The organism is Marinomonas phaeophyticola (assembly GCF_026966905.1).
Lineage (GTDB): Bacteria > Pseudomonadota > Gammaproteobacteria > Pseudomonadales > Marinomonadaceae > Marinomonas > Marinomonas phaeophyticola.
Genome location: NZ_JAPUBN010000016.1, coordinates 1 through 15765, shown reverse-complemented (window position 1 = coordinate 15765; position 15765 = coordinate 1). Strand labels below are relative to the sequence as shown.

10 protein-coding genes, 4 tRNA genes, 2 rRNA genes and 1 pseudogene are annotated in these 15765 nt (G+C 42.4%); 15 read left to right on the top strand and 2 right to left on the bottom strand.

Going from position 1 to position 15765, the window contains the following annotated elements; genetic code table 11:
* Positions 1-92: 92 nt before the first annotated feature.
* The 9 genes from O1D97_RS10585 to O1D97_RS10545 all read left to right on the top strand — a co-directional run bounded on the left by O1D97_RS10585 (position 93) and on the right by O1D97_RS10545 (position 7383).
* Positions 93-1346 carry a D-amino acid dehydrogenase gene (locus O1D97_RS10585; protein ID WP_269125434.1) on the top strand — a complete coding sequence of 418 codons (1254 nt, stop codon included), beginning with the start codon at positions 93-95 and terminating at the stop codon, positions 1344-1346.
* A 7-nt stretch (positions 1347-1353) separates the two neighbouring features.
* The gene (gene alr / locus O1D97_RS10580) at positions 1354-2430 is read left to right on the top strand and encodes an alanine racemase (RefSeq protein WP_269125432.1); all 1077 of its coding nucleotides are present in this window, start codon (positions 1354-1356) and stop codon (positions 2428-2430) included.
* Between the two features lie 225 nt (positions 2431-2655).
* A complete protein-coding gene (alaS, locus tag O1D97_RS10575) occupies positions 2656-5274 on the top strand; it encodes an alanine--tRNA ligase (RefSeq protein WP_346433184.1) in 2619 nt (872 codons plus the stop codon).
* Between the two features lie 40 nt (positions 5275-5314).
* Positions 5315-6556, top strand: a complete 1242-nt coding sequence (locus O1D97_RS10570) for an aspartate kinase (protein WP_269125429.1) — start codon at positions 5315-5317, stop codon at positions 6554-6556.
* Positions 6557-6694: 138 nt separating this feature from the next.
* Positions 6695-6880, top strand: coding sequence for a carbon storage regulator CsrA (gene csrA / locus O1D97_RS10565; RefSeq protein ID WP_191601287.1), 186 nt, complete (start codon positions 6695-6697; stop codon positions 6878-6880).
* A gap of 67 nt (positions 6881-6947) precedes the next feature.
* Positions 6948-7037, top strand: a tRNA-Ser gene (locus tag O1D97_RS10560).
* Positions 7038-7043: 6 nt separating this feature from the next.
* Positions 7044-7120, top strand: a tRNA-Arg gene (locus O1D97_RS10555).
* A gap of 52 nt (positions 7121-7172) precedes the next feature.
* Positions 7173-7249, top strand: a tRNA-Arg gene (locus O1D97_RS10550).
* A 57-nt stretch (positions 7250-7306) separates the two neighbouring features.
* Positions 7307-7383: transfer RNA gene (locus tag O1D97_RS10545), tRNA-Arg, on the top strand.
* A 26-nt stretch (positions 7384-7409) separates the two neighbouring features.
* On the opposite strand, the gene O1D97_RS10540 is transcribed toward O1D97_RS10545, so the two are convergent.
* Complete coding sequence (locus O1D97_RS10540; RefSeq protein ID WP_269125426.1) at positions 7410-8372, bottom strand: tRNA dihydrouridine synthase; 963 nt, start codon at positions 8370-8372, stop codon at positions 7410-7412.
* Between the two features lie 197 nt (positions 8373-8569).
* Between O1D97_RS10540 and O1D97_RS10535 the strand changes: the two genes are divergently transcribed.
* The 3 genes and pseudogenes from O1D97_RS10535 to O1D97_RS10525 all read left to right on the top strand — a co-directional run bounded on the left by O1D97_RS10535 (position 8570) and on the right by O1D97_RS10525 (position 11842).
* Positions 8570-8824, top strand: coding sequence for an OadG family protein (locus O1D97_RS10535; RefSeq protein WP_269125424.1), 255 nt, complete (start codon positions 8570-8572; stop codon positions 8822-8824).
* 43 nt (positions 8825-8867) lie between these two features.
* Positions 8868-10654: pseudogene (oadA, locus tag O1D97_RS10530) on the top strand (sodium-extruding oxaloacetate decarboxylase subunit alpha).
* 15 nt (positions 10655-10669) lie between these two features.
* Complete coding sequence (locus O1D97_RS10525; protein ID WP_269125422.1) at positions 10670-11842, top strand: sodium ion-translocating decarboxylase subunit beta; 1173 nt, start codon at positions 10670-10672, stop codon at positions 11840-11842.
* Positions 11843-11969: 127 nt separating this feature from the next.
* On the opposite strand, the gene O1D97_RS10520 is transcribed toward O1D97_RS10525, so the two are convergent.
* Complete coding sequence (locus O1D97_RS10520) at positions 11970-12164, bottom strand: type 2 periplasmic-binding domain-containing protein (protein WP_269125420.1); 195 nt, start codon at positions 12162-12164, stop codon at positions 11970-11972.
* A 334-nt stretch (positions 12165-12498) separates the two neighbouring features.
* Between O1D97_RS10520 and O1D97_RS10515 the strand changes: the two genes are divergently transcribed.
* The 3 genes from O1D97_RS10515 to O1D97_RS10505 form a co-directional block, all read left to right on the top strand.
* Positions 12499-12837 (top strand): hypothetical protein, encoded by a 339-nt coding sequence (locus O1D97_RS10515; RefSeq protein WP_269125418.1) that lies wholly within the window; start codon positions 12499-12501, stop codon positions 12835-12837.
* A 440-nt stretch (positions 12838-13277) separates the two neighbouring features.
* Positions 13278-14815 (top strand): 16S ribosomal RNA (locus tag O1D97_RS10510).
* 393 nt (positions 14816-15208) lie between these two features.
* Positions 15209-15765 (top strand): 23S ribosomal RNA (locus O1D97_RS10505); the annotation flags it as partial.

Here is a 15765-nt window from a genome sequence, read left to right as displayed (position 1 = left end):
TCAACTGCATATAAGATTTAAATAGAGATTATTATTTCGTTATTTAGTGTATAAATATGCTTATCAACTTTATTGTTTTAGTGGTGGTTTCGATGCGTATATGTATTTTAGGGGCGGGCGTTATAGGATTGTCATCCGCTTATTATCTTGCCAAACTTGGATTTGATGTCACAGTAATTGATCGACAGAAGGGCCCTGCATTGGAAACCAGCTTTGCTAATGCTGGACAAATCTCTCCTGGCTACTCTTCTCCTTGGGCGGCTCCAGGCGTGCCATTGAAAGCTGTTAAGTGGTTATTACAGGAGCACTCACCTTTAAAAATTGGCTTAAAACCTGAGTTAGATAAGTTCTTATGGGTAAGCAAAATGCTAAGGCAATGCACTTCAGCCGCCTATGACGTGAATAAATCTAGAATGGTTATGCTTGCTGAGTACAGTCGAGACCAGTTTAAATTATTAAGACAAGAGTTAAATCTTACGTATGATGATGCACAAAAAGGTACTTTGCAGTTATTTCGTACTCAGAGTCAGATTGATTCAATACAAAAAGATATGCAGGTGTTAAAAAAATTAGGTGTTCCTCATCAACTTTTATCAGCCAAAGAGTGTTCTGAAGTAGAGCCAGGCCTTAGTGCCGTTCAGGATAAGCTTCAAGGCGGTTTGAGATTGCTGGGAGACGAAACGGGTGATTGTTTTGTTTTTTGTCAAAAACTGAAAGTGGCATGTGATTCCCTAGGTGTTAAATTCATGTTTAATACGGATATTGAGCGTATTAATGTGAAATCAAATGCGGTGAGCGGTGTTATGACATCTCAGGGTGAGCTTGCCTTTTCCAAAGTGTTAGTTTGCTTGGGTAGCTATTCAGCTAAGTTAATGAATGATCTAAAGCTTTCTATTCCTGTTTATCCTGTAAAGGGTTATTCATTAACAGTACCGGTTAATAATGAGCAATTTGCACCTATTTCCACTGTTATGGATGAAACTTATAAAGTCGCGGTTACTCGCCTGGGTGGTAATATTCGTGCGGCAGGGACAGCTGAGTTAAATGGATTTGATTTATCTCTACCAGAATCTAGAACGAAAACGATTCAGCATGTAGTGCATGACTTATTTGGTCAAGGTTGTAATTTGGATGAAGCACAATATTGGTGTGGTTTAAGACCAATGACCCCTGATGGTACCCCGATTATTGGTGGAACATCGATTAAGGGTGTGTTTTTAAATACCGGTCATGGCACTTTAGGGTGGACAATGTGCTGCGGTTCGGGGCGTGTGATTGCCGATATTATTTCTGAAACGGCGTCCGAAATTGATGTGTCTTCACTGTCTATTCATCGTTATCATTGAGGTTTTTATGGCTCGTCCACTTAAAAAAACAGTTAGTTTATCGGCCATTAAGCATAATTATCATGTGGCTAAAAAGTTACATCCCAAGAGCAAGGCATTTGCCGTTGTAAAAGCCAATGCCTATGGTCATGGGGCTGTGGCCGTCGCAAAATATTTAGACTCCACTGTGGATGCCTTTGCGGTTGCCGCAATTGAAGAGGCCCTAGAGTTAAGAAAAGCAGGGGTGGAATCTCCGATTATGCTTTTAGAAGGCGTGTTTGAAGCCGAGGAGTGGTCTTTGTGTGAACAGTATGGTTTGTGGAGCGCGGTTGAAAACGAATCTCAAATTAATGCTTTTTTTATGGCTAATGTGCAAATTGAAAAACTATTTGTAAAAGTCGATATTGGCATGCATAGGCTAGGTGTTGATCCAGGTGAAGCACCTAATTTGGTTGAGCAGTTGAATCATTCGAAGCGTGTTGGTGAGGTGCTACTTATGTCTCATTTTTCCTGCGCAGACAATTTAAGTAGTAATACGACCTCCGAACAGTTGGCTGTATTTAATCAAGTGAGTTCCCTGTGTCCTGAGGTATCTGCTAGTGTGGCTAACTCGGCAGCAGTATTAAAATGGGATATTCCTGAAGGTGGCTGGATTCGTCCTGGTATCATGTTGTATGGTATTTCGCCTTTTGATGGCATTACCGGAGAGCAGCTAGGGTTGCAGGTAGCCATGAAGTTTACGTCTGAAATTATTTCCTTAAGAGTTATACAAAAGGGAGATAAAGTCGGTTATGCGGGCAGTTTTGAAGCGCAAAAAGAAGAGCGTATTGCAACAATAGCTGTGGGGTATGGAGATGGTTACCCTCGCAATGCTATCAATGGCACCCCTGTCTTAGTTAACGGTGTGGTTTGTACTTTAGCTGGCCGTGTTTCTATGGATATGATTACGGTAAATGTTACTCATGTGCCAGATATTACTTTGGGCTCAAGAGTGGAACTATGGGGAGACCTTTTACCGGTTGAAGAGGTGGCTAGTCTCGCTTCAACCATTGGTTATGAGTTAGTTACTCGAATGACTAGCCGACCAAAAATTCAGTATAGCTAAGTTATTTCACCTCATGAGGTGGCAGAAAGCGTTGATATCTTGCGTATCAACGCTTTTTTTGTGGGAAAATAAAAAAATACCTCAAAAAATAGTATTTTTTTTGAAAATATACGTGGTTTCCGTGTACTATTTTGGGCTTTTATTTGCTCATTTAAATTATTTCTTGCAAGTGTTAATGTCACAATCCCCTTTTCGCTAAGAAACAACATAGAGTCTTACTTGATTATGAAGAGTTCAGAGTTACGCCAATCATTTTTAGAATACTTCGCGGGTCAGCAGCACCAGGTTGTCGACTCAAGTTCTTTAATCCCAGGAAACGATCCTACTTTGCTTTTTACCAACGCTGGTATGGTGCAATTTAAGGATGTGTTTTTAGGTCAAGAACAGCGCCCTTATACTCGAGCGACAACTTCCCAACGTTGTGTTCGTGCAGGTGGTAAACATAACGATTTAGAAAATGTTGGCTATACTGCACGTCATCATACATTTTTTGAAATGCTAGGTAATTTTAGTTTTGGTGATTATTTCAAAGAAGAAGCGATTGGTTATGCTTGGGAGTTTTTGACAGGTATTTTGAAATTACCAAAAGAAAAACTATTGGTAACTGTGTATGCAGAAGATGATGAAGCGTATGACCTGTGGGCAAATAAAATAGGCATTCCAGCGGATCGAATTATTCGTATTGGTGACAATAAAGGCGCTCGCTATGCTTCAGATAATTTCTGGCAGATGGGTGATACGGGGCCATGTGGTCCTTGTACTGAAGTATTTTACGATCATGGTGAGCATATTTGGGGTGGGCCTCCAGGGTCTCCTGAAGAGGATGGAGATCGTTTTATTGAAATCTGGAATGTGGTCTTTATGCAGTTTAATCGATCAGCTGATGGTTCCATGGCTCCATTGCCGAAGCCTTCCGTTGATACCGGCATGGGGCTTGAGCGTATCGCGGCTATTTTGCAGGGCGTTCATAGTAACTACGAAATTGACTTATTTCAAAATTTAATTCAAGCGGCCGCAAAGGCTGTTGGTACAGATGACCTGAGTGCTCAGTCATTGCGTGTAATTGCGGACCATATTCGTTCATGCTCTTTTATGATTACCGATGGTATTGTTCCGTCTAACGAAGGACGAGGTTATGTTTTAAGGCGTATCATTCGTCGTGCCATACGGCATGGTCATAAATTAGGGCAAAAAGAGGCCTTTTTTAATCAATTGATCGGTGCTCTTTGTCTTGAAATGGGAGAAGCGTATCCTGAATTAGTCAAATTGAAAGGTCGCATTCAATCCATTTTACTGAAAGAAGAAGAGCAATTCGCTAAAACCCTTGAACAAGGGATGCGCATTTTAGATGAAGCGATTGGTTCAATGGAAGATGGCGCTAAAACCATCGCTGGTGATGTGGTCTTTAAGCTTTATGATACCTATGGTTTCCCTGCAGACCTAACCAATGACGTTGCGCGGGAACGTGGTTTGGAAATCGATGAGTCAGGCTTTGAGTTAGCCATGGAGAAACAGCGTAAAAGAGCACGTTCAGCCAGTCAATTTACCATGGATATGTCTAATGTAATCGATGCTTCTGAAACTGAGTTTACCGGCTATTCCAATCTAGTCGATGATTGTATTATCGAATCTATCCTTGTTAACGGCGTTAAAGTAGACAAAGTTGAAGAGGGAGAAAGTGCGATTATAGTGTTGAAGCAAACCCCATTTTATGGCGAATCTGGTGGTCAGGTTGGCGATAAAGGTTGGTTGCGTGGCAATGGTGCTTTTAGTGTCACTAATACAACGAAACAAGGTAAAACGCACTTGCATCACGGAGTGCTTCGCGAAGGCATGATGGCGGTTGGTGAAACGTTAACAGCGGCTGTTGATACATCACAACGTTCAGCAACTTCTTTAAATCACTCTGCAACTCATTTATTACATGAAGCATTGCGTAGAATTGTTGGTGACCATGTTCATCAGAAAGGTTCGTTATGTGATTCTGAGCGTCTACGTTTTGACTTCTCTCATTTTGAAGGCGTTACGGCTGTAGAACTTGAGCAAGTTGAGGATATGGTTAATGAACAAATTCGTTTGAATCATGAAGTATTAACCGAAGTTATGGATATCGAATCGGCTAAAGAAAAAGGCGCTATGGCATTGTTTGGTGAAAAATACGACAGTGATGTTCGTGTATTAACCATGGGAGCGGATTATTCTATTGAGCTTTGTGGTGGTACTCATGTTAAGCGTACGGGAGATATCGGTCTATTGAAGATTGTGTCTGAAAGCGGTATAGCGGCTGGAGTAAGGCGAATTGAAGCGGTTACAGGTAAAGCGGCATTTGATTCAGTTCGCTCTACTGAATTGACTTTACAGAAAATTGCATCCCTAGTGAAAGGCAACTCAGATAACGTTCTAGAAAAAATAACGTCTTTATCGGAGCAAACCCGAGCATTACAAAAAGAAGTGGATCAGCTGAAATCAAAAATAGCCGCTCAAGCCGGCGCTGATATGGCTTCTCAAGCGATAGAAATTGTCGGTGGTAAGCTATTGGTTTCTCAAGTTGAGGTCAATGATCCTAAAGATTTAAGGGACATGCTAGATCAATTGAAAAGCAAACTTGAATCCGCCGTTATTCTGCTTGCAAGCGTGAATGATGGTAAGGTGAGTTTGATTGCTGGTGTAACAAAAGACCTTACAAATAAGGTAAAAGCGGGAGACCTTATTAAAATGGTTGCTCCAATTGTCGATGGTCGTGGGGGCGGTCGACCAGATATGGCTCAAGCCGGTGGTAATAATCCTGATAAATTGTCAGAAGCATTGGAAGCTGCTGTTGCTTGGGTTTCAGAGAGAGTATAAAAAAGTGCCTAAATTGGCCATTGTGTGGGTTTAAAAAGTTATGGCGTTGTTAGTTCAAAAATATGGTGGGACGTCTGTGGGCTCTGTTGAGCGCATCGAAGCGGTTGCTGATCGTGTCCAGAAACATAAAGAAAAAGGTGATGATATCGTTGTTGCTGTATCGGCAATGAGTGGTGAGACAAATCGCCTAATTGCTTTAGCAAAAGCAATACAGGAAGAACCGGATCCCAGAGAAATGGATGTGCTCGTTTCTACGGGTGAGCAGGTAACCATAGCATTACTTTGTATGGCGCTTAAGAAGCGTGGCATAGATGCGCGCTCTTATACTGGTGCTCAAGTCCGTATTGAAACCGATAGTTCATTTGGTAAAGCTCGTATTCAAAGTATTGATACGGAAGGTATGAGAGCCGATCTCGATAAAGGTAGAGTCGTCGTTGTAGCGGGTTTTCAAGGCGCGGATGCGGAGGGCAACATTACCACTCTTGGTCGAGGCGGGTCTGATACAACGGGTGTGGCGCTTGCTGCGGCTTTGAAAGCCGATGAGTGTCAAATATATACAGATGTTGATGGTGTTTATACTACTGACCCAAGAGTGGTTGATAGTGCACGTCGATTAAAGAAAATCACGTTTGAAGAAATGCTTGAAATGGCGAGTTTAGGATCAAAAATTCTACAAATTCGTTCAGTAGAGTTTGCTGGGAAGTATCAGGTACCATTACGTGTGCTTTCGAGTTTTGAAGATGGTGAAGGTACATTGATTACAACTGAGGGGAGTGAAGGTATGGAGCAGCCAGCTGTTTCTGGGATTGCATTTAATCGCGATGAAGCGAAATTAACATTGAAAGGTGTGCCTGATATTCCAGGTATCGCTTCACGAATTCTTGTTCCAGTCAGTGATGCCAATATTGAAGTGGATATGATAGTGCAAAATGTTTCGGCTGATGGTACTACTGACTTTACTTTTACTGTGCATAGAAATGAATTTAATAAGGCTCTAGAGTTGTTGGAGAATGTTAAAGATGAATTAGGTGCTCGTGATGTAATTGGTGATGCAAAAATTGCGAAAGTGTCTATAGTTGGTGTAGGTATGCGTTCGCATGCAGGTGTTGCTAGCATGATGTTTAAAGCATTAGCTGAAGAATCTATAAACATTCAACTGATTTCAACATCTGAAATTAAAGTGTCTGTAATTATCGATGAAAAGTATATGGAGTTGGCTGTGAGAGCGCTTCACTCGGCGTTTAAGCTAAGTGATAAAGCTCATGGTATAAGTGAGGCTTAAACTTACTGAATAAAGCTGTTGAAAAAAATGGATTAAATTTGATTCAACAGCTACAATTCGACTTGTAAGATATATCTTACAATATTTGTAAGGTATGTCTCTTTTTTTAATTATGAAAGGATTACTAAGGAGATTTATATGTTAATTCTTACTCGTCGAGTTGGTGAAACTTTAATGGTAGGAGATGAAGTATCTGTTACTGTTTTAGGTGTTAAAGGTAATCAAGTACGAATTGGTATTAATGCACCAAAAGATGTATCTGTTCACCGTGAAGAGATTTATTTACGTATACAAAAAGAACAAGGCGAACACGAAGAAGATTAATTTAAATTTTTTTTAAAAAAGCCTTTACAAAACAAATGAGGGATCTATAATACGCCCCACTTGTTTCGGAGAGTTGGCCGAGTGGCCGAAGGCGCTCCCCTGCTAAGGGAGTATGGGGTGAAACTCATCGAGGGTTCGAATCCCTCACTCTCCGCCATTTTATGCATCCGTAGCTCAGCTGGATAGAGTACTCGGCTACGAACCGAGCGGTCGAAGGTTCGAATCCTTCCGGATGCACCATTTAAAAAGCAAGTAGTTCTAGCGTATCGTTAGAATGTCGTAATATTTGAGCGCATCCGTAGCTCAGCTGGATAGAGTACTCGGCTACGAACCGAGCGGTCGAAGGTTCGAATCCTTCCGGATGCACCAAATATCTTCTTTATATTCAATTTTTTAAATCACAAAAGTAAATCATTGAATTTGAGCGCATCCGTAGCTCAGCTGGATAGAGTACTCGGCTACGAACCGAGCGGTCGAAGGTTCGAATCCTTCCGGATGCACCATATCTTTTCTCATATTTCCTTTTACATTATTTATTGTTGATGGTCTTTATCCTATTGACGAACTCTATTACGGACTGACTTTGTCTGAGAAATTTTAAATGTTCATCAATCAGTTCAAAATTATGTCTTAAATTTCCACACCATTGTTTTAGTCTTCCTAACGTTGCAACTTCATCATAATGCTGTTGCAAAATGTGAGTGTATCGTCCCAGTAATGATTCCAATTTTTTTGAGTTATCTATAGGTTCTTGGCCTGCTAGTGCTCTTCTGATGTCTTGAAAAACAAAAGGGTTGGCGAGTACGCCTCTTCCAATCATAAAATGCTGGCAACCTGTCTCATCTAAGCAGCTGAGAAGTGATTGAATATCTGTTATGTCTCCATTTGCAATTATTTCCATCTGACTTCTTTTTTGTACCTGACCTATTTTTTCCCATCTTGCCGGGGGCTTATAACCATCCTTTTTGGTTCTGCCGTGAATGGTAAGGGATTGAGTTCCAGCTTGTTCAATTGCGCTGACATTTTCAAAGAGCAAGGATTCATTTTCATACCCTAATCGAATCTTTGCCGACAGATGTATGTGGTCTGGAATGGATTTTTTAATTGCGCTCATAATGTCATGTAATATCTCTGGCGTTTGCAGTAATACTGAACCGCCGCCATGACCATTAACCCTTTTAGCTGGACACCCAAAGTTGACATCAATGTGAGTCGAGCCAGAACTCACCGCATTGACGGCACTTAATGCCATTAGTTCTGGTGTGCTACCTAAGAGTTGTGTGTGTACTGGGTGCTTACTTTCAGTGGCGGCCCCTTGTGTATTTTCTGGGATAAGTCGATGGAAAGTGTGGCTCGGAATAGGGTATTGCGTTACTCGAACAAATTCAGATACAAAATAGTCCATACCGCCAATTTCGGATAAAAGCTGTCTCAGCGTATGGTCCATGATGCCTTCCATAGGAGCAACGGCGATTTTAATATGTGAGTGCATTTAGGGTTTCTTGGGAAGTTGGCAAAAAAATGAAAATAAACCAAACTGTTATGCATAAAAAATATGAAACTGTTACGGTTTGTGATATAAAAGTGACCATTAAGTAATAGATAGCTCAGTGTTTAAGGAGATATGATCACAAACACTGAATTCAAACAAGTCTAATGGTTAATATTTAGATAGAGGCTTATGTAAAAATGAACGGATTAATTCAAGATGGCTTTGGTTTATTGGTCTTGGGTATGGGTTTTGTATTCTTGTTTCTAGTTCTTCTGATCTACGCAACAGGATTTATGTCGACCTTACTTACCAAGTACTTTCCTGAAGTTGCGCCAGTAGTGAAAACAAGTGTTGCTCCGGCAGCGACTAAGATAGCAAGTCAAGTACAAGATGAGCATTTGAAGGCTGTTATTACAGCGGCGATTCATCAACACCGAAACAATAAACGTTAACCATTAATTTATATTAAATAGAAATATATCAGGGGCTGATAGTATGACTGTAAATAAGCAACCTCTAGGCATTACCGATGTAGTTTTAAGGGATGCACACCAATCACTTTTTGCTACACGACTGCGCATTGATGATATGCTTCCAATTGCGGAGAAGCTAGATCAAGTGGGTTTTTGGTCTCTTGAATCTTGGGGTGGTGCAACGTTTGATTCATGTATTCGCTTTATTGGTGAAGACCCTTGGGATCGTATTCGTGAGCTAAAAAAAGCCATGCCGAATACGCCTCAACAGATGCTATTACGTGGTCAAAACTTGCTAGGTTATCGCCATTATGCCGATGATGTGGTTAATAAATTTGTAGAACGTGCAGCGACAAACGGTGTGGATGTTTTCCGTATTTTTGATGCGATGAATGACCCTAGAAACCTAGAGACGGCGATTAAAGCGGTTAAGGGTATGGGGAAACACGCTCAAGGTACTATCTCATATACTAAAAGCCCTGTACACACGACGCAAAATTGGGTTGATTACGCGAAAACGTTGGAAGATATGGGGGCCGAATCGATCGCGATTAAAGATATGTCCGGTATCTTGACTCCTTATGATGCTTTTGAATTGGTTGGCTTATTGAAAGCGCAAACTCAATTAGAAGTGCAGCTGCATGCACATGCTACTTCTGGTTTAGCCGATATGACTATTCTGAAAGCGATTGAAGCTGGTGTTGATAGAGTTGATACAGCGATTTCATCTATGTCGATGACTTATGGGCATTCAGCTACAGAAACTGTTGTGGCGGCTTTGCAGGGAACAGATCGTGACACTGGGTTAGATTTGACACTTCTAGAGGATATTGCTGCCTATTTTAGAGAAGTTCGTAAAAAGTATGCTAAATATGAAGGCTCTTTACGTGGTACTGACTCTCGTATTCTAATTGCACAAGTTCCTGGTGGTATGTTGACTAATATGGAAAGTCAATTAAAAGAACAAGGTGCGGCAGATAAGTTTGATGAGGTTTTAAAAGAGATTCCTCGTGTCCGTGAAGATCTGGGTCTTATTCCTTTAGTGACTCCTACTTCTCAAATTGTAGGTACACAAGCGGTTCTGAATGTGTTGACGGGCGAACGTTACAAATCTATTTCAAAAGAAACGGCTGGTATTTTGAAAGGAGAATATGGAGCGGCTCCAGCACCATACAATAAAGAACTTCAAGCTAAAGTATTAAATGGTGAAGCGCCAATTACATGTCGCCCTGCAGATTTAATCTCACCAGAAATGGAAAAATTAGAAGCCGAATTGTTATCGCTCGCAAAAGAAAAAGGCTTAACGCTTGCTGATGCTAAGATTGATGACGTTCTTACTTATGCTTTGTTCCCTCAAATCGGATTGAAGTTTATTGAAAATCGTAATAATCCGGATGCGTTTGAACCGACCCCGACACTTGAAAATTCAGTCGCTGTGGCACCATCTGCTAGCGCGTCTACAGAGCCAAGTGTATATACAGTGACGGTCTCTGGCCAAAGTTATGTTGTGCAAGTCACGGACGGGGGGATGTTGAAAGCATTCACGCAGCCAGTTCTGCCGCTACGCCTGCACCTGTTGAGGTGGCTCCGACAACCAGTGGTGAGTCTATTCCTTCACCTTTGGCTGGTAATATCTTTAAGATTCTGGTGTCTCCTGGTCAGCAAGTTGAAGAGGGTGAAACCATTATTATTCTTGAAGCAATGAAAATGGAGACTGAGATTTCAGCTCCGGCTTCAGGTGTTATTGGGGCTATTCATGTTAAAGAAGGTGACTCCGTTCAAGTTGGCCAATCACTGGTTACCCTGTAGAAGGTTTGTATAAAAATGGAAAATAAGCTTTTAAACTTATATCACGATACGGGCATATATCAGCTTGAATTTGGTCAAGCAGTTATGATTGCGGTAGGTTTGTTGCTGATCTATCTCGCGATAAAAAAAGGCTTTGAGCCTCTATTGTTGTTACCGATCGGTATTGGGGCCATCATGGTAAATATTCCAGGGGCTGGTTTTATGGCGGCTCCAGTTTATGATGCTACTGGACACCTAGTGAGCCCAGGCGGATTGCAATATTATATTTATCATGGTGGTATTGAGACTGGTCTATTCCCATTGCTCATCTTTATGGGTGTTGGAGCAATGACAGATTTTGGTCCTATGTTAGCCAATCCTAAGACATTATTACTAGGTGCTGCGGCTCAGTTTGGTATTTTTGCAACTGTAATTGGCGCTGTTGTTCTAGGCGCTACTGGAATTATGGATTTCACATTAGCGGATGCGGCTGCAATAGGTATTATTGGTGGTGCTGATGGTCCTACGGCAATCTTTGTTGCAAGTCGACTGGCTCCTGATCTATTAGGTGCTATTGCGGTGGCGGCTTATTCCTATATGGCATTAGTTCCTTTGATTCAGCCGCCTATCATGAGGGCGCTAACATCTCATGAAGAGCGTTCTATTAAAATGGAGCAATTGAGACCGGTATCGAAAACAGAGAAAATTGTTTTTCCATTAGTTGTATTGCTTTTGGTGGCTTTTTTCTTACCGTCTGCAGCGCCATTATTAGGAATGTTCTGTTTTGGTAACCTGATGAAGGAGTGTGGAGTTGTTGATCGCTTAAGTGATACCGCACAAAATGCATTGATTAATACTGTGACTATTTTCCTCGGTTTAGGTGTTGGTTCAAAGTTAAGCTCTGCTGATTTCTTAAATCTTGAAACATTAGGTATTTTATCTTTAGGCTTGATTGCATTTTCTATTGGTACTGCTGCAGGTATTATCATGGCGAAAACTATGAATAAATTTGCTGATGTTAAAGTGAACCCGTTAATCGGTGCTGCAGGCGTTTCCGCAGTGCCCATGGCGGCACGTGTTGCCAATAAAGTTGGTTTGGAAACAAATAAACAAAACTTCCTTTTGATGCATGCAATGGGCCCCAATGTTGCTGGAGTTATTGGTTCGGCCGTCGCGGCAGGTGTTATGCTGAGTTATGTCGGCGGTTAGAAATCTAGCGTTGTAATCCCCATTTTAAAAGTAAGTTATTTGAAGCCAGTGCGATGAAATTCGCACTGGCTTTTTTTGGTATCTTATGGACAGTCTAGATGCATGGAAGTTCGAAGTTCTCTCCAAGCTAATTATTAAAGTCAGTGAAGGCTGGGTGTTGATGGTTTGTGTCTGGAGCGACTAGATAGAATGAATAGCCTGTAGGAACGGCAGTGGAGAATGGGAGTAACAACTTGTTTTCTTTCAGTTCTTGATGAATGAGCGTGATGTCGGTCATGGCAATACCTTGTCCATTGATGGTGGCTTGAATTGCTAAACCCATTGATTCGAAATGCTGATTAAGAGTGGTCTGGTCGCTGTGTGGTGCATTTGCGTTATCTTTGTGTGCTAGCCAGTAATTCTAATCGCGTTTATTGAAAGTCGGATGTAGCCATCGATAATTACTTCTATTCAATAGGGTCGTGGTTACTATGCACAAAGAGAGGCAGCAATGGTTGCGACGAATTTTTCTATTGTATCTGTCGCTTTTTGCCTAGTTATCGCAAATTTTGTGAATATTAAGCACTTATTCATCCCTTACTATAGCCAGTTTCTGTATTGTCGGTGTTGCTGCTGCAATCATTGTTCCTCGTTTGCCACCCTTATCTGGCTTGCCTATGACGTATCATAATAATCAAAGAGGGGATTCTCATGAAGGGAATGAATCAGGAGGTCGTTTCCAAATAGCCATGAGTCGCGCTTGTAAAAGAGCCGCAACTGCTCCAAAGTTGAGTTCACAGTTAAATACTGCTTGTATCAATGTTGTGGATATTTGGATGGGGCTATTCCCTGCCGTCATGGGAATAGGAACGACGGCGTTGATAATTAATGAGTTCACACCCGTTTTCCAGATTGTGTCTTATTCGTTTATATTTATATTGGATCTGTTGCAAATTCCGGAAGCAAAGGCCGCAGCGCCTGCAATGATAGTTGGTTTTATTGTTCGTGACATATGAGGAAGATGGGTAGAGGGGGATTTGATTGTTTTCTGAGCGTTTTTGTCGACTTTATGAATGAAAAATAATCAAAAAAGCTTCTTTATCATTTTAATTACCCTTTTTTACAATAAATACCAAAAAAAGGTTGCACTAAATCTGTAGATCCTTAATATACGCCCTCGCTGACACGGACAACCACTCAGAACAACGAGTAAGCGTCCAACAAGAAAAACAACACAGTTTGTTCTTCTTGTCTTATTTTAGTTAGCACGCTCTTTAAAATAGTTAATCAGATAATTTGTGTGGGCGCTCGCTGGAGACTTCGAAAATATTTTGAAGTCTTACGAGAGTCCAAACACTTTCAATTCGTTCATGTTTGTTTGATTTATCAAACAAACATGTAAGTTTAGTTAGAGTTAAATTTGAGTAAGCAAGCTGATTTATCAGCAAAAGATCTTAAACTGAAGAGTTTGATCATGGCTCAGATTGAACGCTGGCGGCAGGCTTAACACATGCAAGTCGAGCGGAAACGATGTAGCTTGCTACAGGCGTCGAGCGGCGGACGGGTGAGTAACGCGTAGGAATCTGCCTAGTAGTGGGGGACAACATGTGGAAACGCATGCTAATACCGCATAATCCCTACGGGGGAAAGGAGGGGATCTTCGGACCTTTCGCTATTAGATGAGCCTGCGTGAGATTAGCTAGTTGGTAGGGTAAAGGCCTACCAAGGCGACGATCTCTAGCTGGTCTGAGAGGATGACCAGCCACACTGGGACTGAGACACGGCCCAGACTCCTACGGGAGGCAGCAGTGGGGAATATTGGACAATGGGCGCAAGCCTGATCCAGCCATGCCGCGTGTGTGAAGAAGGCCTTAGGGTTGTAAAGCACTTTCAGAGGGGAGGAAAGGTAATTGATTAATACTCGATTGCTGTGACGTTACCCTCAGAAGAAGCACCGGCTAACTCTGTGCCAGCAGCCGCGGTAATACAGAGGGTGCAAGCGTTAATCGGAATTACTGGGCGTAAAGCGCGCGTAGGTGGTTTGTTAAGTCGGATGTGAAAGCCCAGGGCTCAACCTTGGAATGGCACCCGATACTGGCAGGCTAGAGTACGATAGAGGAGTGTGGAATTTCCTGTGTAGCGGTGAAATGCGTAGATATAGGAAGGAACATCAGTGGCGAAGGCGACACTCTGGATTGATACTGACACTGAGGTGCGAAAGCGTGGGGAGCAAACAGGATTAGATACCCTGGTAGTCCACGCCGTAAACGATGTCTACTAGCCGTTGGGTTGTAATGACTTAGTGGCGAAGCTAACGCGATAAGTAGACCGCCTGGGGAGTACGGCCGCAAGGTTAAAACTCAAATGAATTGACGGGGGCCCGCACAAGCGGTGGAGCATGTGGTTTAATTCGACGCAACGCGAAGAACCTTACCTACTCTTGACATCCAGTGAATCCGAAAGAGATTTTGGAGTGCCTTCGGGAACACTGAGACAGGTGCTGCATGGCTGTCGTCAGCTCGTGTTGTGAAATGTTGGGTTAAGTCCCGTAACGAGCGCAACCCTTATCCTTATTTGCCAGCACTTCGGGTGGGAACTTTAAGGAGACTGCCGGTGACAAACCGGAGGAAGGTGGGGACGACGTCAAGTCATCATGGCCCTTACGAGTAGGGCTACACACGTGCTACAATGGCGCATACAGAGGGCTGCGAACTAGCGATAGTAAGCGAATCCCACAAAGTGCGTCGTAGTCCGGATTGGAGTCTGCAACTCGACTCCATGAAGTCGGAATCGCTAGTAATCGTGAATCAGAATGTCACGGTGAATACGTTCCCGGGCCTTGTACACACCGCCCGTCACACCATGGGAGTTGATTGCTCCAGAAGTAGCTAGCTTAACCTTTCGAGGAGGGCGGTTACCACGGAGTGGTCAATGACTGGGGTGAAGTCGTAACAAGGTAGCCCTAGGGGAACCTGGGGCTGGATCACCTCCTTAAACGATACGAAGCTCTGGTGAGCGTTCACACAAATTATCTGATGACTACTTTATAGCAGCAATTGTTCTAGGATAGAGTCCTAAGCAAGGGGTTGATGAAAGCGATTATGTGATGACCAGTCATCATAATGTTCGCGTTATTCATGAATGTCTGACTTAGTGCTTTGCACTAAACTTGCTCTTTAACAATGTGACTTTTTGAAATAGACGATAATCAAGCGTCAAACCGGTGGAAAGCATCTTTCTCTTTATTGAGAATAACCTGGATGACTTTCTAAATCGTAAAATCCAGTGATGACACAAAAGCATCGTTGGTATGTGATCTGAGTGTTGTTTTGATACTGACTTTTCTTTTAGAAAAGTGAGGGATTAAAAAACTACTTTGGGTTATATGGTCAAGTGACCAAGCGTGCACGGTGGATGCCTTGGCAGTCAGAGGCGATGAAGGACGTGGTAATCTGCGATAAGGTTCGGGGAGTTGATAAACAAACTTTGATCCGAACATTTCCGAATGGGGAAACCCACCCGCTTGCGGGTATCATTAAGTGAATACATAGCTTAATGAGGCGAACTCGGGGAACTGAAACATCTAAGTACCCGAAGGAAAAGAAATCAACCGAGATTCCCTAAGTAGCGGCGAGCGAAAGGGGATTAGCCCTTAAGTTGATTTGGTGTTAGTAGAACAAGCTGGAAAGCTTGGCCGTAGAGAGTGAAAGCCTCGTATACGAAAACACCTTTTCAATGAAAACGAGTAGGACGGGACACGTGGTATCCTGTCTGAACATGGGGGGACCATCCTCCAAGGCTAAATACTCCTGACTGACCGATAGTGTACCAGTACCGTGAGGGAAAGGCGAAAAGAACCCCGGCGAGGGGAGTGAAATAGAACCTGAAACCGTGTACGTACAAGCAGTGGGAGCGGACTTAGTTCCGTGACTGCGTACCTTTTG